We start from the raw sequence: 22,321 nt of genomic DNA, 5'->3' as shown, positions 1-22,321 counted from the left end.
GAACCCCGCATGTTTGATATCGGATTTGCCGAATTGCTGATCATCGCCGTGGTCAGCCTGCTGGTGATCGGGCCGGAACGCCTGCCGGGCACCGTACGCACGGTCATGGCCTGGGTTCACCGCCTGCGGCGCGGTTTTAACGAAATCCGCATGGAGGTCGAGCAGGAACTGCACAACGATGCCGTGATGCAGGAACTGAAGAAAACCGGCTCGGAGATCCGCAGTCAGGCGCAGGAAGCCAGCCGCGAAGTGGAAGCCGGCCTGGACAGCGTCCGACGCGACCTCGACACCACCGCCTCCGGGCAGGTCCACCCCCCCGCTGACACCGAGCCCGCCTCGCAAACGGACGCCAGCGAGGCACCCACGCCCCCGCAGGAAACTGCCCCGGATCAGAGCAGATCATGAGCGACGACACCCACGACCAGCCCATGCCGCTGGTCGCGCACCTGACCGAGTTGCGCGACCGCCTGCTGCGGGCGCTGCTGGCGATACTGGTGGTCTTCATTGCCCTGTTTCCCTTCGCCAACGAGATCTATACCTTTGTCTCGCAGCCCCTGCGGGCACTGCTGCCCCCGGGCACCAGCATGATCGCCACGGAAGTCGCCTCGCCCTTCCTGACGCCCTTCAAGCTGACCCTAGTGGCGTCGATCTTCGTCGCCATACCCTACGTCCTGTACCAGATCTGGAGTTTCATTGCGCCGGGCATGTACCGCCACGAGAAGCGCCTGGCGATTCCGTTGCTGGCCTCGTCGGTGCTGCTGTTCTACGCCGGCGCCGCCTTCGCCTATTTCGTTGTCTTCCCCCTGATCTTCGCCTTCTTCACCAGCGTGGGGCCGGAAGATGTCGCCATCATGACCGACATCAACCGCTACCTGGATTTTGTCCTCAAGCTGTTCTTTGCCTTTGGCCTGGCCTTCGAGATACCCATCGCCGCGGTCCTGCTGATCTGGGCCGGTATCACCACCCCCGAGGACCTGGCGAAGAAACGCCCCTTCATCATCGTCGGCTGCTTCATCTTCGGCATGCTGCTCACCCCGCCGGACATCATCTCCCAGTCGCTGCTGGCGATCCCCATGTGGATGCTGTTCGAGGTGGGCGTTTTCTTCGGGCGCTTCGTGCAGAAACGCGGCGAAGAAAACGGCGCGGAATGAAGCCCGGCCGCTCCCTGTCACCCCTGCTGTCGGTCTTTCGCTTTCTGCTGCCCTACCGGGCGCGCCTGCTGGGCGCGCTGGTGGCGCTGCTGTTCACTGCAGGCGCCACCCTGGCCCTCGGGCAGGGGGTGCAGCTGCTGATCGACCAGGGCCTGGCCGGTGGGACACCCGGCGACCTGCGTCGGGCCATCGGATTCATCATGGCCATCGCCGCGGCCATGGCGGTGGGTACCTTCCTGCGTTTCTACCTGGTGTCCTGGCTGGGGGAGCGGGTCAGTGCCGACCTTCGCCAGGCGGTCTTTGACAATGTCATCCATCTGCACACGGCCTACTTCGAGGACAATCGCAGCGGCGAAATCATGTCCCGTCTGACCACGGACACCAGCCTGTTGCAGACCATTATCGGCTCCTCCCTGAGCATGGCCCTGCGCAGCAGCCTGACCCTGAGCGGCGGCCTGCTCATGATGTTTGTCACCAACCCGCGACTGAGCCTGATCATCGCCGGCACGGTTCCCCTGGTACTGTTGCCGATCCTGATCTTCGGGCGCCGGGTGCGGCGCCTCTCCAGCCAGAGCCAGGCCAGCATCGCCGACGTCGGCAGTCGCGCCGGGGAAATCATTCAACAGCTACCCACGGTGCAGGCCTTCACCGCCGAGGCGGCCGAAAGCCGGGCCTTTGGCGCCGCCGTGGAGCGCGCGTTCCAGGTTGCGCGGCGGCGAATCCGTCAGCGTGCGCTGCTGGTCTGTCTGGCCATCCTGCTGTTGTTCTCCGGCATGGCAGCCATGCTCTGGAGCGGCGGCAGCGATGTTCTCAGCGGTCGCATGAGTCCGGGGGAGCTGGGGGCCTTCACGTTTTATGCCATGCTGGTAGGCATGGGCTTCGCCACCATCGCCGAAGTCTGGGGCGAATTGCAGCGGGCCGCCGGCGCCGCGGAAAGACTGCTGGAGTTGCTCGACACCCGCAGCGCGCTGATCGATGGCGAGCGCAGCGAGGCCCCGGCGAACGCCGGGCTGCGGCTCCAGGGCGTCACCTTTTCCTACCCCAGCCGTGCGGACAAACCCGCCCTGAGGGATCTGGAACTGGAGGTTCCCGAGGGCCAGAGCCTGGCCCTGGTCGGGCCTTCAGGCGCCGGCAAGTCCACCCTGTTCCAGCTGCTGCAGCGCTTCTACGACCCGGACCAGGGCCAGGTCCTGCTGGGTGGCGTCGACCTGCGGACACTGCGACTGGCTACCCTGCGGGCGCAACTGGCGATCGTGCCCCAGCAACCGGTGCTGTTCACTGCCAGTGTGCACGACAATATCGCCTACGGGCGGCCGGGTGCTAGCCGCGACCAGGTCGAGGCCGCCGCCCGCGCTGCCCACGCCCACGACTTCATCCGGCGACTGCCCCAGGGCTACGACAGCCACCTGGGCGAACTGGGGGTGCGCCTGTCCGGCGGCCAGCGCCAGCGCATTGCCCTGGCCCGGGCCATCCTGCGCAATCCGCGTATCCTGCTGCTGGACGAAGCCACCAGCGCCCTGGACAGCGAGAGCGAGCACCATGTCCAGGAGGCTCTGCGCGAGGTCATGCGCGGCCGCACGACCCTGGTGATCGCGCATCGTCTCTCTACCATCCAGCGTGTCGATCGCATCGCCGTCCTTGAAGAAGGGCGTGTGATCGCCATCGGCAGCCATCAGAGCCTGTTGCGCGACTGCCCGCTATACGCCCGCCTGGCGGAACTGCAGTTTCGCGACGGCCATGCGGCACCACACCCGACGGCTTGACGTTCAACGCCCGCCCGGTGTGGGCTCATACCATATCGGCGAGGTGTAGGCCCGCTCCTGATGGGCTCGGGCGGTACCCGATTCGAGCTCTGCCCCAAGACGCAGCACGTCGTAGTTCACCCAGCGAGGCGTGGGAATCTCCAGCACCCGCAGGTAGTAGAACGCCCGCTGCCCGGGATCAAAATCCGGGTCGCGCCAGACACCGCTGAGCTGCGCTGTACCGATACTGTTGCGGTAGGTGGCGTGCTCCAGGTCAACCGTATCACCGACTGGTGGCAAGCGGCCGTCAGCCCCAGGCTCGCGCTCACCCGACCAGGCGACATCGTAGACACGCTCGTGCAGTTCCCCGCTGTCCGGGTCATGCCAGCCCTTGACCACTTGCACGCGGTCGAGATTGGCACCTTCGGTGTCCTTCAGCGCAGCAAACAGGAAGGTCGGCGCCGCCACATCCTGATCAGCGGACAATACACCGCCCATAGGCACACCCTTGCGATAGCCCGTCAGCGCCAGATGCGGTGACAGGGCGTCATCATCCGCAAACTCCCACCCGGCAAAAAAACGAACACTCATCCGGGGGCCCGTGGTGGCATAGACTTCCCGTCGCTGCATTGCGTCGAAAATGGCCTCCCGGGTATTTTCCGTCGCCCACACCGCAGCGTAGCCCGCAGCCAGTTGCTCCCAGGTACGCATGCTCTGGTCGGGATAGGGACGCGAGGGGATCATGGGGCCTCGCGCTCGCGTGGGAGAGGGCTCCATGGTGGGACCCTTGCTCCAGAAATTGTCCTCATCCATCGCGGCCAGGGCGTTGTGGGCATCGCTGGAGCCAATCACGCCGAAGCGGTAGGGGTTGCTGCCAGTGTCTTCCTGCATGCGCAGACCCAGCTTCAAGGCCTCGCGCGTGTATTCATACTTCAGCATTTTTTCTTCGTTGAGGCGATTGCCCAGCAGGTTGAGACGGTCCCAGGTACCGTAATCGGCAAACTCGTCACCAGGGGACAGCAAGGGGTGCGCTTCACTGTCACCCTTGATCTGGGTAATCTCCACCAGCGGCTCCCAGCGGGCTCGCATCGCCGTGTACTCCGGCGTCGGCGGACTGCCGTCGTACATTGACTCGGTGAACATCAGTCCATTGCTGACATTGCTGTTGTGGGGAATCGCGAAGGCCTGGCCCCCGGTCTCCTGCTCGTAGCTGGCCAGGTAGCGCCAGAGATCCTCCGGGTTCTCGCTGTCGAAAGCCGAGTAGGGGAGCACGGCAGTGACCTTCTCTGCCCCATCGCGGAATACGACCACCCGGTGCAGGTTGTTTCCCTCACCCGGCATGGAGGTCCACTCAAAACCAGTAAAGGCCGTGAACGCGCCCGGGGTATTGGCTTCATCCACCGCGGCCGCAATATGGGCCCAGGTATCGCGCGTAATCGAGGCGTTCTCGATCAGCGGCTTTCCGCCGATAAACGACGCCGTCACCTCCTGAATCGCTTGGCTGACGTCTTCCCGGGAGCCCGACAGCATTTCCATCCAGCGCCGTGCGGTGGGACTGTCCATCATGCCCGGGTCGCCTGCACGCATGGCGGGTATCAGCCCCAGGTACTCGGCGTGGTCCGAAATCACCAGAAAATCCAGCGGCCGGGCCAGTTGTGCCTTCAGGCCACTGGGCGCGACCACCTCCTCGCCGCGGGCAAAACGCAGTGCTTCCTCGGGCCCCAGGGTGAGATTGCCGGAAAAGTTGGCATCTGCCGATAGCCGGGTATGGATGTGCGTATCACCCCACAGCAGCTGCATGGGCACAGCCTGTTGCTGGTGTGGGGAGTAAAGCACCTCGGAGGCCAGCCCGGGAGCGGCCAGTGCAAGTGCCAGCAGACCTGTCCATCTACGCTTCATCGTGAATCCTCCCTGTGGGGGTCAAAGCAGCAACGCGGCCCGCTACAGTTCCAGCACCAGGTCGACGCCGTAGCTGCGAGGCTCGCCGAAAATCGTCGTGGGCACGCCAGTCGGGAAATGGGACAGGTAATACTCCTTGTCCTCCAGGTTGCGCCCCCACAAGGCCACACGCAGCATTGCGTCACCGCCTACCGCGATATCACTGACACCCACTCGGGCATTCAGCAAACCATAGTCGTCGATGCGATAGCGGCGATCATTGGCGGCATTGCCAAATCGCTCATCACTCCAACTGTAGCCGAGACTGGCGGTCAACTCGGATCCCGCGATGAACTCAGCACTGTACTCAAGATCGACGTTCCAGGTGTGCTCGGGGCTGTCGACAAACTGGTAGTTGCGATAGAGGTTGCGACCAGCCTCATCGATAACCTTCTCGTAAACCGAGTTCACGTAGCCATAACTGGCCGTCAGCTGGAAACCCATACCAAGCAGCGCGGTCACATCGAGCTCCAGGCCTTCCACGGTGGCTTCGCCGGCATTCAGGATGTCTGCCCGGGTCACATCTACCGGGTCGGATACCGAAAGCTGAATATCATCGTAATCAGCGGTAAACAGCGCAACATTCACGCGCAGACGATTTTCGAGCAGCTGGGTCTTGGCTCCGACTTCCCAGGAGATCAGTTCTTCCTGATCGAAACCATCCTCGAAGCGCTGGATGCTGCTCGCCCGGATGTTGAAACCACCGGTCTTATAGCCAGAAACCACCTTGGCGTACAGGTTAGTGTTCTCGCCCAGGTCGTAGGCAACGATCAGGCTGGGACTGACATCGGAAAAGTCGTTGTCGCCCTGGCCAGTCAATGCGGCAATCTGCTGCCCACCGAAGAACCGGCGATCCAGCATGCGCGCTTCGCGCTCGTCCTTTGACCAGCGCAAGCCGACGGTGAATTTGAGGCGCTCATCCAGTACGTCAGGGCGCCAGCTGGCCTGCCCAAATACGGCGTAGGCCCGGTTCTCCACATTGATCGTGCGGCGAGACATGAAGTTCTGCAAAGGCACGTCGACCTGGTCACGGCTATCGGCCGACTCGTCAAAATAGTACAGACCCGCCACATACTCGAGACGCCCGTCGAGGGCATCGCCGGTGAGCTGGAACTCCTGGGTGAACTGGTCCTGCTCCTGCCACCAGGCATTGGCAAACAGGGGCAGTGGTGCGACCACACCAGTGTGGTAATTCTGGTTGTTGAAATTGTCGAGGTCGCGGTAGGCGGTAATCGACTTGAAAGTCAGATTCTCGGCAATCTCCCAGTCGACCGTAAGGTTGTGCCCCTGGGCAGTAATGTCATTGGCGAGCAGGTCTCGAACACCTGGCGAACCGGCGCTGGGCCGGCTTCCCGTCGCCGGATAGAGGGGCACGGCAGCCAGGAAGGCGGGCGTGTCCTCGATGATCGAGCGGTCGTAGGTGTACCGGACCTGCGTGCTGTCACCCACATCCCAGAGGAGAGCCGCGCGCCAGGCCTCGCGATCCTGGTCACCAAACCGTTCGACACCGGTACCGCGATTGTCAACGAATCCGTCGCGCTCCTGACGCAACCATGTCACCTCGGCCGCGGCGGTGTCACCCAGGGGCAGATTGACGCTGGTACGATGGCGCAGGAGGCTCCGGTTACCCACCGAGACATCCTGGCGCAGCCCCATCTCTCCCAGCCGGGGCGCCCGGGTATGGAAATTGACCGCACCGCCGGTGGCGTTGCGCCCGTACAGCGACCCCTGAGGTCCCCGCAGCACCTCAATACGCTCAATATCCGCGACTTCCATGGCCAGGCCCTGGCTACGCGCCACATAGACATTGTCCACATAGACCGCAACCCGCGGGTCCAGAGTGATCTGGTCGTCCGTGTTTCCGACACCGCGAATGTTGATCAGGGTGGTGGCGGCACTGTTGGGATGTGGCGAAATCTGGAAATTGGGTATCTTGTCGCGAACGCCCGTGAGGTCAGTGATGCCCTGTCGTTCCAGCTGCTGGTTGTTGAACGCTGCCATGGAGATCGGGGTATCCTGGGCGGACTCTACCCGCTTCTGGGCAGTGACGAAGACTTCTTCCAGGGCAGCAGCCGATACATGGGGCTGCATACCGATTGCACACAGAGTTGCCAGTGCAAGTGGCTGAAAACGGAGTACGGTAGAGTTCTGTTTCACGGGGTTCTGCCTCGGCTACGGTTATTGTTGCCGAAACACTACGAATTGATTGCTCCATCAGCGACCGCGCCGAACGGCACACACGTCATCGCGGGCTTTTCAGTCGATGATTTGGCGGCAAGCGCCAGATAGCACAGCACCTTCCACCGTCTCGGCGAATAACCGCTGCTATCGATACAGGAGGGGGAACAAACGAAAAGGGCGGGATAACCCGCCCTGGAGAAGATGTCGGGCCCCTGTGGGAGCCCGGAGCAGGATCAGCTGAACTCGCGGATCAGGCCGTTGAGGGTTTCCTTGGCGTCGCCGAAGATCATCCGCGTATTCTCCTTGTAGAACAGCGGGTTCTCGATACCGGCAAAGCCCGAGGCCATGGAGCGCTTGAGTACGAATACCGTGCGCGCCTTGTCCACGTTGATCACCGGCATGCCGTAGATGGGGCTGGACTCCACCTCGCGGGCAGCCGGGTTGACCACGTCGTTGGCACCGATAACGATCGCCACATCCACGGTTTCCATGCGCGGGTTGATATCGTCCATCTCCAGCAGCTGGTCGTAGGGCACATCCGCCTCGGCCAGCAGCACGTTCATGTGCCCGGGCATGCGGCCCGCCACCGGGTGGATACCGAAGTTGACCTCGGCACCGTTGGACTCCAGCAGTTCACAGAGCTCTTTCACCGCGTGCTGCGCCTGGGCTACCGCCATGCCGTAGCCGGGGATGATGGCCACGCTGGTGGCCGCTTCCAGGATGTAGAAAGCGTCGTCCACGGACAGCGGCTTGATCTCGCCCTCCACCGTGCTGGTGTCCTTGGCAGCACTGCCGAAGCCGCTGAACAGCACGTTGCTCAAGGAGCGGTTCATCGCCTTGCACATGATCTGGGTCAGGATGATGCCCGAGGCACCGACCAGGGCACCGGCCACGATCAGGATGTTGTTGTTGATCGCGAAACCCGCAGCACAGGCAGCCAGACCGGAGTAGGAGTTCAGCAGCGAAATCACCACCGGCATGTCGGCACCACCGATGGGAATTACCGCCATGATGCCAAACAGCAGCGACAGCCCCACCACCACGTACAGCCAGGTGTGATTCTCGGGCTGCAGGCAGAACATCACCGCGCTGGCCAGAATACCCAGCACAATCAGGCTGTTGACGATCTGCTGGCCGCCGAAAGTCACGGCACCACTGCCGATGGTCTCGCTGAGCTTGCCGTAGGCAATCAGCGAACCGGTAAAGGTCAGGCCACCGATCAGAATCGACAGCACGATGGTCACCAGGGTAAAGGTGTTGCCGGCACCACCGAGTGCAGCCCAGCCCACCAGCAGGCTGGCCATGCCGCCGAAGCCGTTGAACAGGGCCACCATTTCCGGCATGGCGGTCATCTGCACCAGGCGCGCCGCGGCGGCGCCAATCAGGCCGCCGACCACAAAGCCGATCAGGATCCACTGGAACTCCAGATCCTGCTGGAGCAGCGCCGCCACGATGGCCAGCAGCATGCCCACGGCGGACATCAGGTTGCCCTTGCGGGCGGTGCCCGCGGAGCCCAGCAGTTTCAGGCCGAAGATGAAGAGGATCGCCGCGACGACCCAGGTCATCTGAATAAACAAAGCATTGCCTCCCACGATCAACCCCCTCTCTTCTTGAACATGGCGAGCATGCGGTCGGTCACCATGTAACCGCCGACCACGTTGATGGTTGCCAGCGCAACGGCACCCGCGCCCAGCCACTGTGACAGATCATGCTGTCCGCTACCGGCCAGACTGATGGCACCCACCACGGTGATACCGGAAATGGCGTTGGCCCCGGACATCAGCGGTGTGTGCAGGGTCGCGGGAACCTTGTGTATCAGTTCGAAGCCCAGAAAGATGGACAACACCAGGATAAAAGTCAGGAATACGGCTTCCATGTCAGTTGCCCCCCTCAAGGATGTTCTTGATGGTTTCGTTGGTGACCTGGCCGTCGTGGGTGATCACACAGCCCGGCAGGATGTCGTGATCGAAGTCGACCTTGAAGCTGTTCGCTTCCTTGTCCCAGACATCATCCACCAGGTTGAAAACGTTGCTGGCATACATCTGGCTGGCATCCCGGCAGACCTGGTTGGGCAGGTTGCCCTGTCCGATAATGGTCACGCCGTTGACGTCCACAGTCTCGTTGGGCACCGAGCCCTCGACATTGCCCCCGGTCTCGGCAGCCATGTCCACGATAACCGAACCCGGCTGCATGCCTTCGACCATATCCCGGGTCACCAGCACCGGAGGCTTGCGACCGAACACCTGGGCCGTGGTGATGACCACGTCGGAGTTGGCAATAACCTCTTTCTGCGCCTGGCGCTGCTTCTCGATCTGCTCGGGAGTCAGCTCCTTCGCGTAGCCACCCTCGGTCTCGCCGGTTTCACCCAGATCGATCTCGAGGAAGGTGCCGCCCAGTGAGCGCACCTGTTCGGCCACCACGGGCCGGGTATCGAAGGCTGTGACCTTGGCACCCAGGCGCTTGGCCGTGGCGATTGCCTGCAGGCCGGCCACGCCGGCACCGATGATGAACACCTTGGCCGGCTTCAGGGTACCCGCCGGTGTCATCATCATCGGCAGGATACGGGGCAGGTGAGTCGCCGCCAGCAGTACCGTGACGTAACCCGCCAGGTTGGCCTGGGAACTCAGGGCATCCATTTTCTGGCTGCGAGTGGTCCGCGGGATCATCTCCATGCTGATCGCCGTCACGCCCTGTTCCTGGAGCGCGCGCACCAGGTCGTGCTCGTTGAACGGGTCCAGATAGCTGATATGGATCGCCCCGCGCTTCATCAGGGAGACTTCGTCCCGCTGAGGCTTGCGCAGTCTGAGCAACAGATCCGCATTGCGGAACAGCGCCTCGCGGTCATTGCTGACGGTGGCGCCGGCGTCGATGTACTCCTGGTCGGCAAAACCCGAACCGGCCCCCATGCCGGCTTCGAACTCCACTTCCGCGCCGAGGCGTACCAGCTTCTTGGCCACCTCCGGTGTGACGGGAACCCGGTTTTCACCCGGGTGGGTTTCCCTGGGAATGGCTATACGCATAGTGTTGGATACCCCATGTATCTTCCAGACAGAGACTGCGCTTGGGCACTCGGTGCCGGCGCTACGACCCCTCGCCCCCCAAGAGGCAAAAAGCGGCCGCGTACTGTACACGTTTCGTACAGGCCGCGGATAGTATCATCACCAGCGCGGTGCACAAACCTGGCGTTTTGGCCAGTTTTATGCTTCATAAGTGTGAAAAATGCCCCGAAAAGGGGCATTCAGAGGCCAACTCCGAGGATGCCCGAGCCTCGAAAAGCCCGGACACAAGTTGATCAACCGGGACGCAACTGCAGAAAGGGGTTCATCCAGCGGTACTTCCAGCTGGTGAAGCGCAGGGGCGCATCCAGCACCGCCAGGCAAATGCAATCCTCGGACTGCAGCGCCGTGGGGGCGTGATCATCCTCCGCATCGCGGTAGAGAAAATCGCCCACGTGATAGCTGCCATGCGCATCCGAAAAGCCGCCCTGCAGGATCAGGGTCATCTCCGAGCCGCGGTGGGTATGTTGGGGAATCCGCCCCCCCGCCTTGATGTGATAGAGGGCAAACTCAAAGGAGGGATCTCCCGTGCGCAGGTAGCTGATACGCAGCGAACCGGTGATTTTCTTCCAGCTGAGCTCGCGGAAATCCCCACGCATCAGGCGCTGCAACAGGGCCGGCAGGCGGCCCACGCCCGACTCGGGCACCCGCTGGTAACGCAGTGGCGGTGCCTCGTCGAGACGGGCCAGCACATTGTCCAGCAAGCTCTCCGCCACCGGCTGCGGCGGCAGGGAGGAAAAAAGCTCGGCACCGAGATCCTGCAGCTGAGCGGTCTGCTGCCGGCACTGGGCACAGTAATTGAGGTGAGCCGAAAGGCAGGCAGCCTGAGCCAGCGGAAGGATGCCCGCGGCGTACTCGGTCAACAAATCGACACTGGGGTGATACTTGGCCATAACGCTATTGTCTTTCCATCTGAATCTGTAGTTTCTGCAGCGCCAGGCGCACCCGTGACTTCACGGTGCCCAGCGGCAGGTCCATGTCGTTTGCCGCCTCGGCGTGGGACTTGCCTTCCATGTACACCTTGGCGAGGATCTGCGCCTGGTCGGGCGGCAGTGTGCTCATCAGGGCCTTGATGCGCTCCCGGTTGCGGCGGCTCTGCAACTGCACCAATGGCTCCTCGTCGTCCTGCTCCGGGGTAAAGTCCTCGGCCGCCAGCGGCGTATCGAATTTCTGCAGGCGCCGGAACATGTCCGTCCTGCAGTTGCGGGCGATGGTGTAGACCCAGGTACTCGCCGCCGCCTTGCGGGGGTCATAGGCCCCGGCTTTCTGCCAGATCTTCAACATGACCTCCTGTACCAGCTCGTCGGCATGGGTAGCCGACAGACTGGAACCCGCCAGGGCAAAGGCCTTGATGAGTGGGGCGAAATGTCGGAAAAGGCGGGTAAAAGCCGCCCGGTCCTGGTTGCTGCCGATCAGCACCAGACATTCACTCCACTCGTCGACGCGGCGTCCCGACGCGTCGATCGCCTGGCTGGTCCCCGCTTCCCGTGAATCCTCCACGCTTGCACCCTTCCTTTTGACTTGTGCTGAGTATACGCTGGCAACATGAGGCTGGATCAGTTACCGCGGGTTTCTCGGGACGTGTCCCGGACGGGGCCCGTCCGCTCGATGAAACGGAGCGTGATCCACGGCCGGACAAGGCGCGTAATCAGGCACAAGTCAACCAATAATGCGGCCGCGCCGCGCCCCCACCAGGAGGTCCGCCTTGGACATTGCCGTTATCGGCTCGGGAATATCCGGCCTGACCTGTGCCCACTATCTCAGCCGCGAGCACCGGGTCAGCGTTTTCGAGGCCGGCGAGCGCATCGGTGGCCACACCGCCACCGTGGACGTGAGCCTCGGCACCCGTCGCTACGCCGTGGATACCGGCTTTATCGTCTATAACGATTGGACCTATCCACACTTCATAGCCCTGCTCGACGAGCTCGGCGTACCCAGCAAACCCACGTCCATGGGCTTTAGCGTGCGCGATGAGCGCAGCGGGCTGGAGTATTCCGGCAGCAGCCTGAACACGCTGTTTGCCCAGCGTCGCAATCTGGTCTCCCCGCGTTTCCTCGGCATGATCCGGGACCTCCTGCGCTTCAATCGCGAAGCCGTCGCCGACCTGGAAGGCGGGCAACTCGCGACAGGGGAAACCCTCGGTCACTACCTCGACAGGCGCGGCTACGGCGAGCCCTTCGCCGAGCAGTATCTGGTCCCCATGGCTTCGGCCATCTGGTCCTCCGACTGTGCCAGCGTGCGGGAATTCCCGGTCGAGTTCTTTGTGCGTTTCTTTCGTAACCACGGGCTACTCTCGGTCAAGCAGCGGCCCCAATGGCGCGTCATCGAGGGCGGCTCCCGGGAATATCTGCGCCCCCTGTGCCAGCGCTTCGAGGAGCGCATTTACACACGCGCCCGCGTGAAGCACCTGCAGCGGCAAGCAGACGGCGTAGAGTTGATGCTGGAAGACGGTCGCAGCTTTCGCTTCGACCAGGTCGTGGTCGCGACCCATTCCGATCAGGCGCTGAGCCTGCTGGCCGACCCCAGCCGGGAGGAGAAACAGGTCCTCGGCGCGCTGCCCTATCAGGCCAACGACGTGATCCTGCACACGGATACGCGCCTGCTGCCGCGCAAGCGCAGCACCTGGTCGAGCTGGAATTACCGCCTGGGGGTGGACAGCGGTCGCGCCGTGGTGACCTACAACATGAACATCCTGCAGGGCCTGGATGCCCCGGAGACCTTCTGTGTCACCCTGAACGACAGGGACGCGATCAATCCCAATCGGATTCTCGGCGAGTTTCGCTACGATCACCCCGTTTTCTCCCTCGCGGGCATCGACGCCCAACAGCGCTGGGGGGAAATCAATGGTGTGCGCAACACCTGGTATTGCGGCGCCTACTGGCACAACGGTTTCCACGAAGATGGCGTGGTCAGTGCACTCCGGGTGGTCGAGGGCATCGGCGGGGCGGGCAGGGCAGCGGCGTGAAATCGAGGCTCTACCAGGGCACGCTACGGCATCGCCGCTTCCTCCCGCGGGAACACAGCTTCGCCTATCGAGTATTCATGCCCTACCTCTGCCTGGACGAGCTGCCCGAGCTGTTTGATGGCCGCTGGCTGTGGTCGGCCCGGGGCCGCGCACCCGCCTGCTTTCGCCGCAGCGACTTCCTCGGCGACCCCGACGTTCCCCTGCAGGAAGCCGTGCGACAGCGCGTGGAGGAAGCGACAGGCGAGCACCCCCGTGGCCCGATCTATCTACTCGCCAACCTGCGCTACTTCGGGCTGCAGATGAACCCGCTGGCCTGTTACTACTGCTTCAGCGAAGACGAGACTCGGCTCGAGTACCTGGTGGCCGAGGTCACCAACACCCCCTGGGCTGAACGCCACAGCTATGTGCTACCGGGGCCCGCGGCGGGCCAATGGTTGCACTCCGAGTTCGACAAATGCTTTCACGTGTCGCCCTTCAACCCCATGGCCATGCGCTACCACTGGCGCAGTAACACCCCGGGGGAGCAGCTGTCCATACACCTGGAGAACCACACTGACGAGGGGAAGGTGTTCGATGCCACCCTCGACCTGCAGGCTCAGACCCTAACGGCGGGCAGCCTGAACCGCATACTCTGGCGCTACCCCCTGATGACGGGCAAGGTAGCACTGGGCATTTACTGGCAGGCCCTGCGCCTGTTCCTGAAACGGGTGCCCTTCCACTCGCACCCCGGAACAAAGAAAAGCACTGGAGTTTGAGCAATGAGTGATGTGAGTGTCAGCGACATCCGACTGCAGGCCCGCCCCCGTCGTCGTTGGAGCAATACGGGACTGGCGCGGCGACTACTGCTGGGGGTGCTCGACAACTTTTCTGTCGGCAGCCTGACCATTCACGACGGTGACCAGGTCTTCCACGTCGGTCACACCGACTGCCCCAGTGGGCTGCACGCCGAAGTGCGCGTCCACAATCCGGCGGTCTACGCCCGGGTACTCACCCACGGCACCGTGGGTTCGGGCGAGGCCTATATCGAGGGGGAGTGGAGCAGCCCCGATCTGACTGCGGTCACCCGCCTGTTCTCCGCCAACCTCCCCACCATGGAGGCGATGGAGGCACGCCAGTCCTGGCTGCTGCGCCTGAGCCTGAAACTGGCCCACGGCATGAATCGCAACACCCGCCGCGGCTCCCAGCGCAATATTGCCGCCCACTACGACCTCGGCAACGACTTTTTCCGTCTGTTCCTCGACCCGACCATGATGTACTCCTCGGCGCTGTTCGAGGAACCCGCACAGACCCTGGAACATGCCTCGCTGGCCAAGCTGGATACCCTTTGCCAGCAGCTGGAACTGGGCCCCGATGACCACCTGCTGGAAATCGGCACGGGCTGGGGTGGCATGGCCATCCATGCCGCGCAGCACTACGGCTGCCGAGTCACCACCACCACCATTTCCCGTGAACAGTACGAGTACACCCGCGAGCGGGTCGCCGAACTGGGCCTGGAAGGGCGCGTCGAGGTGCTCTGCGAGGATTACCGCCTGCTCCAGGGGCAGTACGACAAGCTGGTCTCGGTGGAAATGATCGAGGCCGTGGGGCATCAGTTTTACGCCGACTATTTTGCCCGCTGCAGCGCACTGCTGAAGCCGGCAGGAAAGATGGCCTTGCAGGCGATCACCGTCGCCGACCAGCGCTACCGCCAGGCGCGCGACAATGTCGATTACATCAAGCGTTTCATCTTCCCCGGCGGCTGCCTGCCCTCCCTGGCGGTGATTGCCGACAACGTCGCCGAGCACACCGACCTGCAGATGGTCCACCTGCGCGACATCACCCTGGACTACGCCCGCACCCTGGCCTGCTGGCGCGAACGCTTCCTGGCCCAGCTGGACGCCGTGCGCCGCCAGGGTTTCGACGAGCGCTTCATCCGCATGTGGGAGTTCTACCTCTGCTACTGCGAAGGCGGCTTCCGCGAACGCATCATCAGCACGGTGCAACTGACCCTGGCCAAGCCCGGCTACAGACCAGCTGCCTGATCGCACGCACGGCTTCCTGGCTAGCTCCGTGCGCCGCCCGTATTGCGCGCTTTGGGACACGCTGTGAATACGTATATGTAGACCTCTTGTTGAGCAAGTCCCAAATGCTTCCGCGGTGTAAAAGGTTAACTGGGTAAAACTGCGCACGTATATCCGGCCTTTGTGCTGAGTCACTTCGGTGACTCTGGCCTCAATGAAAACCGCGCCCTTGCCGCTTATCGTCCGTACGGAGTTGGGGCTCCGTGTATTCAGCAGCATTCACAAGGGCCGGTTTAACCCGTTAACTCATTGCTCACCGTGTTTGCTTGGGGTGATTGCTCCTTTCAGCCAGTCGTATTAACCGGGCCGGTATTCGGTCTGGTGATACAACATAGCCCATAGTATGCGCGCCAGTTTGTTCGCCACAGCGACCACGGCTTTGTGTTTACCGCGGCGCTCCATGACGTTGTCGGCCCAGCGCGATAGCCGATCCGTTGATCGACTCGCGTAACGGATGACCGACCAGGCGCCCTGAATCAATAGCCGGCGCAGATAATTGTTGCCCCGTCGGGTGATGCCGCCCAGCTTTTGCCTGCCGCCACTGGAGTGCTCACTGGGCACCAGTCCCAGATTGGCAGCAAAGTGTCGTCCGCTCTTGAACGCCTTTCCCTCGCCGGCAAAACCAACCATAGCAGTTGCCGTTTTCTCGGCAACTCCTTTGACCGCCATCAGCCTGCGAGCTGGCTCCAGCTGCTTGGCTGTTCTCTTGAGCTTAGCCTCATGGGCCTGAATCTGCCGATCACTCTCCCACCATTCCTCCAGCAGGCTATGGAGTACTTCTCTGGCTGCAGGTGTCAGCCCGTTATCGGGATCTTCCAGAAGCTCAGGCAGGGCTCTGAGCAAACGCCCCTTCCCAGGACTGACAACAACGCCGTATTCGTTCAACAGCCCTCGGATCTGGTTCGTCAGCGCCGTACGCGACTTCACCTTGCGATCGATAACTTTGTGCAGCACCAGAATATCTGTCTGTTCCAGCGTTCGCGGCTGGACAAACTGCATCCTGGGCCGTCGAGCTGCTTCGGTGATCGCAAAGGCGTCGTTGCGATCGTTCTTGTTGCCCTTTACGAAGGGTTTAACGTGCTGTGGCGGAATCAAAAACACTTCAAACCCATGCTTTTGGAGTTCCCGGCCCCAGTAGTTGGACCCACTGCAAGCTTCCATAGCAATGGCAGCATCAGGAAACTGGAGAAGTTTCCCGTGCAGCCGGTTCCGGCGCACCTGATGATTGAACACAACCTTGCCTGCCTGGTTGACGCCGCAGACCTGGAGAACAGACTTTGCCAAATTAACTCCGATTAAGGTAACTTTCACTTGAACACCTCTTGTTGTTGATCTATTGATTTCGTTAATCCAATAGTGGCGCCTTGACGCCGATTTCAACAAGAGGTGTTCATCTCATCATCCTTGTAAGCTCGACGGCGACATCCCTGTCGCCGACGGTCCCAAAGCGCGCAATACGGGCACCGCACTCAGTGCCGGCGACAGCCCACACGAGCTCGCTACTGGCACTGAGTGCTGGGCCGAACATGCTCCTTGTTGGGACCGTTGCCGGCCATGGATGGCCGGCAACGAGCGTACAGGGACGTATTCACAGCGTGTCCCAACAAGGAGCATGTTCGGCCCAGCACGGACTTTCCCGGAAAGCCGTGGGCAGTCAGTCGTTGCGGATGGTGTAGTGCCAGGCGGGTGGGAGCAGCGCGCGGACCTCCCGCTGGGCGTAGCGGGTGTCGATCAACAGGGCACTGCCGCGGTCACTGCTGCTGCGAATCACGCGACCGAGTGCCTGGCTGACTTTCTGCAGACCGGGGTAAAGGTAAGCGTAACGGTAGCCGTCCATGCCCTGGTGCTGGTAATGGCTTCTGAGCTGCTCGCGCAGGGCATTTAGCTGGGGCAGGCCGAGACCGACAATAACCACGGAGCTCAGCTGGTCACCGGGAAGATCGATACCTTCACTGAAGGCGCCGCCAAGCACACAGAAGGCGGCGACATCCCGGCGCCTGTCCAGGGTAGCGAGGAGCTCGGCATGTTCTGCCGCAGGCTGGCCTGGCGCCTGTACCCACAGCTGCCGGGAGGACAGGGCCGCCTGCAGGAGCGGATCCGCGAGTGTGGCTTGCAGGTAACCGTAGGACGGGAAGAACAGCAGGCAGTTGCCGGCGTTTGTGGCCAGCCAGTCGGCCAGCAGGCTCCCGAGATCCGGCAGGCTTCCGGCTCGCGCGCGATAGCGCGTGTCGATGTGGGTCGCCAGCTCCACCGAGAGCTGCTCACTGTCAAAGGGCGAGTCCGCCGACCAGGATACCGTGTCCGGCGCCAGCCCCAGGCTGGCCAGTACCCAGTGACGCGGGGACAGTGTCGCCGAGAAAACCACCAGAGCGTGCAGCAGGCCGTGGCGCTCCGCCAGGAGGCGCGCCGGGTCGAGGCAGTGCCAGCGCAGGACCACCTGGTGAAAGCGACCCGACAGCTGTCGCGTTACCTGCAGTCGATACTCCTCACCCCAGCAGGCCTGTACCCGCAGGCACTGCAGCAGGGCGAAATACCATTCGCGCAGGGCCGGCAAACGCTGCAGCAGGAAGGCGTCCCGGGCCAGCTGCTCTGCCACCGCGTCGGACGCCCGCTGCAGGCTCTCGAGCAGATCCTCGGGAGGAGTATCCAGCCAACTCTCGCCCTGGGTGCCATCGTGCAAGGCCATCAATACGCGGTCCACGCGTCGCAGGCTGCTGCGCAAGGCGGCCGGCGCCTCCGCCAGCGCCTGACGCAGGGCGCCGCGGCTCAGCTCTGCCGCGTACATCTGGCGAGCGCGTTCAGGCAGGTTGTGAGCCTCGTCCACCAGTACCGTGCAGCGCCGGCCGCCATCCACCAGACGGTCAAGCAGTCCCGGAGTCAGGCTGTAGAGATGGTGCAGGTCGGCGACCAGCAACTCCATCCAGGGCGCCAGGTCCAGGGCCAGCTGCCAGGGACACAGGGTGTGCTCCCGGGCCAGCCTTTCCACGCCGGCGCGATCCAGCTGCCCCGCCGCCAGGGCTGCCTCCCGCGCCGCAGGCAAGCGGTCGTAGTAGCCGCGGGCATAGCGGCAGTCGTCGCCGTGACAGGCCTTGCCGGGGGAAAAGCAGATCGACTCCTTCGCGGTCAGCGTCAGGGCGCTGCCACGATAGCCCCGCTGCACAAAGTGCGCCACGGTATCCTCCACCGCGCGCCTGCCGCTGACTCTGGCGGCGGCCACGACCACGCAGTCGTGCAGCCCTCGCTCCAGGGCGCGCAGGGCGGGGTAGAGCACCGACGCGGTCTTGCCGATACCGGTGGGCGCCTCCAGCAGCAGGCGGCCGCCGCCGTGGACACATTTGTAGACCCGCTCGGCCATGGCGCGCTGTCCGGGGCGAAACTCGGAATAGGGGAAGGCAAAGCGAGCCAGACTCTCGTCGCGCCGCTGGCGCCGCGCCTCCAGCTGCGCCAGCCACTGGCGGTAGCGCTGCAGGGTGTCGTCAAGAAAATCCTCCAGTTCACCCCGGCTCAGGTCCTCCTCCAGCGGGTGCTCACTGTCGTCATCCAGCCGCAGCCAGGTGAGCTGTACCCGCAGGCCCGGCAGGTCTTCGCTGCGGGCAATGATGGCTGCGTAGAGTCGGGCCTGGGCCAGGTGCAGGCGGGTCAGCGGCACCGGCAAGCGGGCCGGATCGACACGACAGGTCTTGATCTCCTCCACCAGCCCTCGCTGGGGGTCGTAGCCATCGGCGCGACCGCGCACGCGGAGTGACAGGCCGACTGCCTCGGCGTCGACATAATCCACGGGGAACTCGGGAAGATAGCTGGCAGGGCGACGGCGGTACAGGCGCTGATGCCCGGCCGTGCCCTCCTGCCCGGTGGGCGACGGGGTAAAGCGCAGATCGATATCGCCGCTGCGATGACAGAACTGCGCCAGGAAACGCACGCTGACCGCGACTTCAGTCATCGCTCCAGCTCACACGCAGTACCTGGGCGGGAATACCCTCCCGGGCAAAAAAACGCAGCCAGCGCCGCTGACTGTCCTGCAACTGGTCGCCCGGGCCCTTGACCTCGTAGAAGCGGTATTCCCCCGGACGCTCGTCCAGGGCCAGCAGATCGGGAAAGCCGCGGCGATTCTCCGCCGGATCAAACAGCTGCCGCTCCCAGATGGCCAGCAACACCCTGGGGGGCAGGCAATCGAGGCTGCGCGCCAGCAGGTCCCGGGACAGGTAGCGCCAGGCCACCCAGCGACACTGGTAGCCTTCGCAGCGGTCCCAGGTGGCCAGCACCTGCGCGCGCAAATCGCCACTGCGCAGCTCCTCCAGTCGCCGGGCCAGAATCTCACGCCGCCGCTCGCGAAAGCCGGGCTCGTACATATCCGCGGGCACTGCCTGGAAAGCATTGTGAAATGCACCGGCCACCGGCGCGAAAATGACATCCCAGAAGGCCAGACCAAAGAGGCCGTTCAGCAACTGGTTCTCGACATAGTGTACCTCGGCCCACTCCGCTTCCAAGGCTCGCGCTGCTGCCAGCTCGACGCGCTCACCGCAGGGGGGCAGGAGCATATCGCGGGTGTTGAAGCGGTCCCGGCGCGCCGGGGGTGTGGGTCGGCCCAGCTGTCGCAACAGGCGGGGGCGCATGCGCCGGACCGCATCCAGCTCGGCTTCGTTCCAGGGGGACGCGAGCATCGCCTCGCACTCTGCCAGGGCCCCTGCCGGATCGCCACTCAGCTCCAGCGTCCGGGCCAGACGCTCCCGGGCGGGGTGGAGCTGACTGCGACGATAGAGTGTGGCGGCCAGAGGCAGCTGGCCGTGTCGCTCCAGCTCACGGGCCACGCGATTCAACAGGCGCCAGTAGCGCCGCTGGCTCGGCGCATGACGGGGCCAGTCCTCCAGCAGGAGCTCGCCGAGCCCGGCCAGACCCTCGCCATCGCCCGCCTCCCGCAACAGCCAGGCGGCGTCCGCCAGCAGGCCGAAATGCCGGTACTCGTCCAGCGCGGCGCGGCTGGCAAACAGTCGCTGCTGCCGGTCCAGGGCATAGGGGTAGTAGCGGGCCACCCCCAGGTCGCTGAGGACAAAGTCGGTCAGGCCCTGACGGCGATTGCCAAAAAACAGCAACTGCAGGACCTCGACCGCCTCGACGCCACAGGGTGCGACAATCGTCTGACTGCCCGCCAGGCGCCGCTGGAGTTCGCCGTCACCCAGGTCCAGTGTCGACACTGCCTCGAGCAGCGCCGCCTTGTTGGCCGACGCGGGTACCGCGGTCTCGTCAGCGAAGGCGCGCCGCCACTCGGGCAGGGTGAACAGCGGGCCCAGGGCATCCATATCCAGCGCATCGCCGCGCGCCAACAAGTCCTTCTCCAGCAGTTCCGCCAGGGCCGCGGGCAGGTCGGGAATCTCTGGATAATCGAGCCGATCCACGCGAAACCAGGGACCGGCCCGCGACACCAGGCGCACGTAGAGGCACTGAGCCGGCGGCGAGCAGAACCGCCAACTGTCGATCAGGCCCTGCTCATCTTCCGACAACAGGTCGGCGTACAGCGCTTCCACGCCTTCGCACAGGCGCTGGAAATTGTCGCGGTAGTAGGTGGGGGGTAGTTCAATCAGGACGAAGAGCGCTCCAGGCGGATCAATCGGGATTCGGCGGCCAGCCCGCCCTGCCGCGCCGCCCGCGGCCACCTTTCCCTGTCGAGATCTTGCATGTCACTGCCACTCCTTGGAGCTGCTTCTGTCGGGGAGCCGGGCCTGTGCTACGCTAGGCGCCGAACCACCGAGCGAGCCTGCCCCCGTGAAAGACGCTGTCGCGGAAACTGCCAAACCGGGCCTGTCCACCGGACTTGCCCTGCTGCCCATCATCTTCCTTACGACCCTGCTCGCCCTGTCGGTTTACCTGTTTGGCGCCGACTCCTCCTATGGCGCCAACCAGATAGCCCTGATACTGGCCTCCGGTGTGACTGCCCTGGTGGGCATGCGCACAGGGCTCAGCTGGGCCCAGTGCCAGGAGGGGCTGGTCGCGGGTATCAGCCTGGGACTGGGCCCCATGCTGATTCTGCTCTCAGTGGGCATGCTCATCGGCACCTGGATCCTGGGCGGGACCGTACCCGCCATGATCTACTACGGGGTGCAGATTCTCAATCCCGGGATTTTCTACGCCGCGAGCGCGGTGATCTGCGCCATCGTTGCGGTTAGCATCGGCAGCTCCTGGACCGTTGCCGGCACGCTCGGCACCGGGCTGATGGGCATCGCCGGCAGCTTCGACCTGTCACCGGCCATTGCCGCCGGTGCCATTGTCTCCGGGGCCTACTTCGGCGACAAGCTCTCGCCGCTCTCCGACACCACCAACCTGGCTGCGGCCGCCACCAGCGTCGACCTGTTTGACCATATCCGCCACATGCTGTGGACCACCGTACCCGGCTTCGCGATCGCCCTGCTGCTGTTCCTGTTGATGGGCGGCGGCGAAGCCGCCACGCCGGAGGAAATCGAAGCACTGCAGGCGAGCCTGGCACGCGAGTTTGCCATCGGCCCCCACCTGCTGCTGCCCCTGCTGGTCATGCTGGCCCTGGTCTACAAGCGGGTGGCGGCCTTTCCGGCCATCATCATCAGCTCACTGCTGGGCGCCGGTTTTGCCCTGGTCTTCCAGCCCGAGGCGGTACGCCAGCTGGCCGGGGAAGGCGGCGAACCGCTGGTCCTCCTCAAGGGTGTCTGGATCAGCCTCTTCGACGGCTATACCGCTGACAGCGGCAATACCTTCCTGGATGCCCTGCTCAGCAAGGGCGGCATGAGCAGCATGCTCAACACCGTCTGGTTGATCATCTGTGCCCTGGGTTTCGGTGGCGTGCTGGAGCGCACCGGCATCCTCGAACACCTGCTCAACCTGACCCTGCGCGGCGTGCACTCGCTGTTCGGACTGGTGGGAACAACCGTCGGCACCTGCATCGGCACCAATATCCTGGCTGCTGACCAGTTCATCAGCATTGCCCTGCCCGGGCGCATGTTCAGCAAGGCCTGGCAGCGACAGGGCCTCTCCCGGCTCAACCTTTCGCGCACCCTGGAAGATTCGGCGACCCTGACCTCGGCACTGATTCCCTGGAATACCTGCGGCGCCTACATGGCCGGGACCCTGGGCGTGGCCACCCTGAGCTATGCCCCCTATGCGTTTTTCAACCTCGCCTGCCCACTGCTGGCGCTGCTCTATGCCGCCCTGAACATCGCCTGGAAACCGCTGGAACCGGAACACGAGGTGCTGGTGTGACAGC

17 protein-coding genes are annotated in these 22,321 nt (G+C 63.6%); 7 read left to right on the top strand and 10 right to left on the bottom strand.

From position 1 onward, the window contains the following. Positions 1-9 precede the first annotated feature (9 nt). Genes tatB through ACYVGS_RS12590 form a run of 3 tightly spaced genes read left to right on the top strand, consistent with a single transcriptional unit; the run spans position 10 to position 2,914 of the window. Positions 10-405 (top strand): Sec-independent protein translocase subunit TatB, encoded by a 396-nt coding sequence (gene tatB / locus ACYVGS_RS12600; protein ID WP_460589045.1) that lies wholly within the window; start codon positions 10-12, stop codon positions 403-405. Beyond that, positions 402-1,151 (top strand): TatC family protein, encoded by a 750-nt coding sequence (gene tatC / locus ACYVGS_RS12595; RefSeq protein ID WP_460589044.1) that lies wholly within the window; start codon positions 402-404, stop codon positions 1,149-1,151. The genes tatB and tatC overlap by 4 nt, the downstream gene beginning before the upstream one ends. Beyond that, on the top strand, positions 1,148-2,914 hold the full coding sequence (locus ACYVGS_RS12590; protein WP_460589043.1) for an ABC transporter ATP-binding protein/permease: 1,767 nt from the start codon (positions 1,148-1,150) through the stop codon (positions 2,912-2,914). The genes tatC and ACYVGS_RS12590 overlap by 4 nt, the downstream gene beginning before the upstream one ends. Before the next feature lie 3 nt (positions 2,915-2,917). On the opposite strand, the gene ACYVGS_RS12585 is transcribed toward ACYVGS_RS12590, so the two are convergent. From ACYVGS_RS12585 to ACYVGS_RS12555, 7 genes are all read right to left on the bottom strand, one after another. Further along, positions 2,918-4,792 carry a DUF3604 domain-containing protein gene (locus ACYVGS_RS12585; protein ID WP_460589042.1) on the bottom strand — a complete coding sequence of 625 codons (1,875 nt, stop codon included), beginning with the start codon at positions 4,790-4,792 and terminating at the stop codon, positions 2,918-2,920. A 42-nt stretch (positions 4,793-4,834) separates the two neighbouring features. Further along, positions 4,835-6,922: a TonB-dependent receptor gene (locus tag ACYVGS_RS12580; RefSeq protein ID WP_460589041.1), complete on the bottom strand. Its 2,088-nt coding sequence runs from the start codon at positions 6,920-6,922 to the stop codon at positions 4,835-4,837. A 323-nt stretch (positions 6,923-7,245) separates the two neighbouring features. Beyond that, positions 7,246-8,577 (bottom strand): NAD(P)(+) transhydrogenase (Re/Si-specific) subunit beta, encoded by a 1,332-nt coding sequence (locus ACYVGS_RS12575; RefSeq protein WP_460589259.1) that lies wholly within the window; start codon positions 8,575-8,577, stop codon positions 7,246-7,248. Positions 8,578-8,606: 29 nt separating this feature from the next. Further along, the gene (locus tag ACYVGS_RS12570) at positions 8,607-8,888 is read right to left on the bottom strand and encodes an NAD(P) transhydrogenase subunit alpha part 2 (RefSeq protein ID WP_460589040.1); all 282 of its coding nucleotides are present in this window, start codon (positions 8,886-8,888) and stop codon (positions 8,607-8,609) included. Position 8,889: 1 nt separating this feature from the next. Continuing rightward, on the bottom strand, positions 8,890-10,032 hold the full coding sequence (locus tag ACYVGS_RS12565; protein WP_460589039.1) for an NAD(P) transhydrogenase subunit alpha: 1,143 nt from the start codon (positions 10,030-10,032) through the stop codon (positions 8,890-8,892). Positions 10,033-10,304: 272 nt separating this feature from the next. Beyond that, complete coding sequence (locus tag ACYVGS_RS12560; RefSeq protein ID WP_460589038.1) at positions 10,305-10,961, bottom strand: cupin domain-containing protein; 657 nt, start codon at positions 10,959-10,961, stop codon at positions 10,305-10,307. A gap of 4 nt (positions 10,962-10,965) precedes the next feature. Continuing rightward, positions 10,966-11,568, bottom strand: coding sequence for a sigma-70 family RNA polymerase sigma factor (locus ACYVGS_RS12555; protein ID WP_460589037.1), 603 nt, complete (start codon positions 11,566-11,568; stop codon positions 10,966-10,968). 205 nt (positions 11,569-11,773) lie between these two features. Here ACYVGS_RS12555 and ACYVGS_RS12550 point away from each other — a divergent pair, with 205 nt between their 5' ends. From ACYVGS_RS12550 to ACYVGS_RS12540, 3 genes are read left to right on the top strand one after another with little or no spacing between them, the layout of a single operon-like run. Continuing rightward, complete coding sequence (locus ACYVGS_RS12550) at positions 11,774-13,033, top strand: NAD(P)/FAD-dependent oxidoreductase (RefSeq protein ID WP_460589036.1); 1,260 nt, start codon at positions 11,774-11,776, stop codon at positions 13,031-13,033. Further along, a complete protein-coding gene (locus ACYVGS_RS12545) occupies positions 13,030-13,788 on the top strand; it encodes a DUF1365 domain-containing protein (RefSeq protein ID WP_460589035.1) in 759 nt (252 codons plus the stop codon). Before ACYVGS_RS12550 ends, ACYVGS_RS12545 begins: the two co-directional genes overlap by 4 nt. 3 nt (positions 13,789-13,791) lie before the next feature. After that, a complete protein-coding gene (locus tag ACYVGS_RS12540) occupies positions 13,792-15,054 on the top strand; it encodes a class I SAM-dependent methyltransferase (protein ID WP_460589034.1) in 1,263 nt (420 codons plus the stop codon). 336 nt (positions 15,055-15,390) lie between these two features. Here ACYVGS_RS12540 and ACYVGS_RS12535 read toward each other — a convergent pair whose 3' ends face one another. The 3 genes from ACYVGS_RS12535 to ACYVGS_RS12525 form a co-directional block, all read right to left on the bottom strand. Then, a complete protein-coding gene (locus ACYVGS_RS12535; protein WP_460589033.1) occupies positions 15,391-16,404 on the bottom strand; it encodes an IS110 family RNA-guided transposase in 1,014 nt (337 codons plus the stop codon). A gap of 343 nt (positions 16,405-16,747) precedes the next feature. Beyond that, positions 16,748-19,033 (bottom strand): ATP-dependent DNA helicase, encoded by a 2,286-nt coding sequence (locus ACYVGS_RS12530; RefSeq protein WP_460589032.1) that lies wholly within the window; start codon positions 19,031-19,033, stop codon positions 16,748-16,750. Then, the gene (locus tag ACYVGS_RS12525) at positions 19,026-20,744 is read right to left on the bottom strand and encodes a PDDEXK family nuclease (RefSeq protein ID WP_460589031.1); all 1,719 of its coding nucleotides are present in this window, start codon (positions 20,742-20,744) and stop codon (positions 19,026-19,028) included. Before ACYVGS_RS12525 ends, ACYVGS_RS12530 begins: the two co-directional genes overlap by 8 nt. 109 nt (positions 20,745-20,853) lie before the next feature. Between ACYVGS_RS12525 and nhaC the strand changes: the two genes are divergently transcribed. Next, positions 20,854-22,317 carry a Na+/H+ antiporter NhaC family protein gene (nhaC, locus tag ACYVGS_RS12520; RefSeq protein ID WP_460589030.1) on the top strand — a complete coding sequence of 488 codons (1,464 nt, stop codon included), beginning with the start codon at positions 20,854-20,856 and terminating at the stop codon, positions 22,315-22,317. Positions 22,318-22,321 lie beyond the last annotated feature (4 nt).

The sequence above is a fragment of the Haliea atlantica genome, assembly GCF_054779855.1.
Note: the sequence above shows the minus strand (reverse complement) of the source record. Positions and strands in the feature narration are given on the sequence as shown.

What these genes read in the sequence shown, in the direction of transcription:
- ACYVGS_RS12585 (WP_460589042.1), bottom strand. Translation starts at nt 4,792, where the DNA reads ATGAAGCGTAGATGGACAGGTCTGCTGGCACTTGCACTGGCCGCTCCC.
- ACYVGS_RS12560 (WP_460589038.1), bottom strand. Translation starts at nt 10,961, where the DNA reads ATGGCCAAGTATCACCCCAGTGTCGATTTGTTGACCGAGTACGCCGCG.
- ACYVGS_RS12575 (WP_460589259.1), bottom strand. Translation starts at nt 8,577, where the DNA reads ATGACCTGGGTCGTCGCGGCGATCCTCTTCATCTTCGGCCTGAAACTG.
- ACYVGS_RS12540 (WP_460589034.1), top strand. Translation starts at nt 13,792, where the DNA reads ATGAGTGATGTGAGTGTCAGCGACATCCGACTGCAGGCCCGCCCCCGT.
- tatC (WP_460589044.1), top strand. Translation starts at nt 402, where the DNA reads ATGAGCGACGACACCCACGACCAGCCCATGCCGCTGGTCGCGCACCTG.
- ACYVGS_RS12590 (WP_460589043.1), top strand. Translation starts at nt 1,148, where the DNA reads ATGAAGCCCGGCCGCTCCCTGTCACCCCTGCTGTCGGTCTTTCGCTTT.
- ACYVGS_RS12565 (WP_460589039.1), bottom strand. Translation starts at nt 10,032, where the DNA reads ATGCGTATAGCCATTCCCAGGGAAACCCACCCGGGTGAAAACCGGGTT.
- ACYVGS_RS12570 (WP_460589040.1), bottom strand. Translation starts at nt 8,888, where the DNA reads ATGGAAGCCGTATTCCTGACTTTTATCCTGGTGTTGTCCATCTTTCTG.
- ACYVGS_RS12530 (WP_460589032.1), bottom strand. Translation starts at nt 19,033, where the DNA reads ATGACTGAAGTCGCGGTCAGCGTGCGTTTCCTGGCGCAGTTCTGTCAT.
- ACYVGS_RS12580 (WP_460589041.1), bottom strand. Translation starts at nt 6,922, where the DNA reads ATGCAGCCCCATGTATCGGCTGCTGCCCTGGAAGAAGTCTTCGTCACT.
- tatB (WP_460589045.1), top strand. Translation starts at nt 10, where the DNA reads ATGTTTGATATCGGATTTGCCGAATTGCTGATCATCGCCGTGGTCAGC.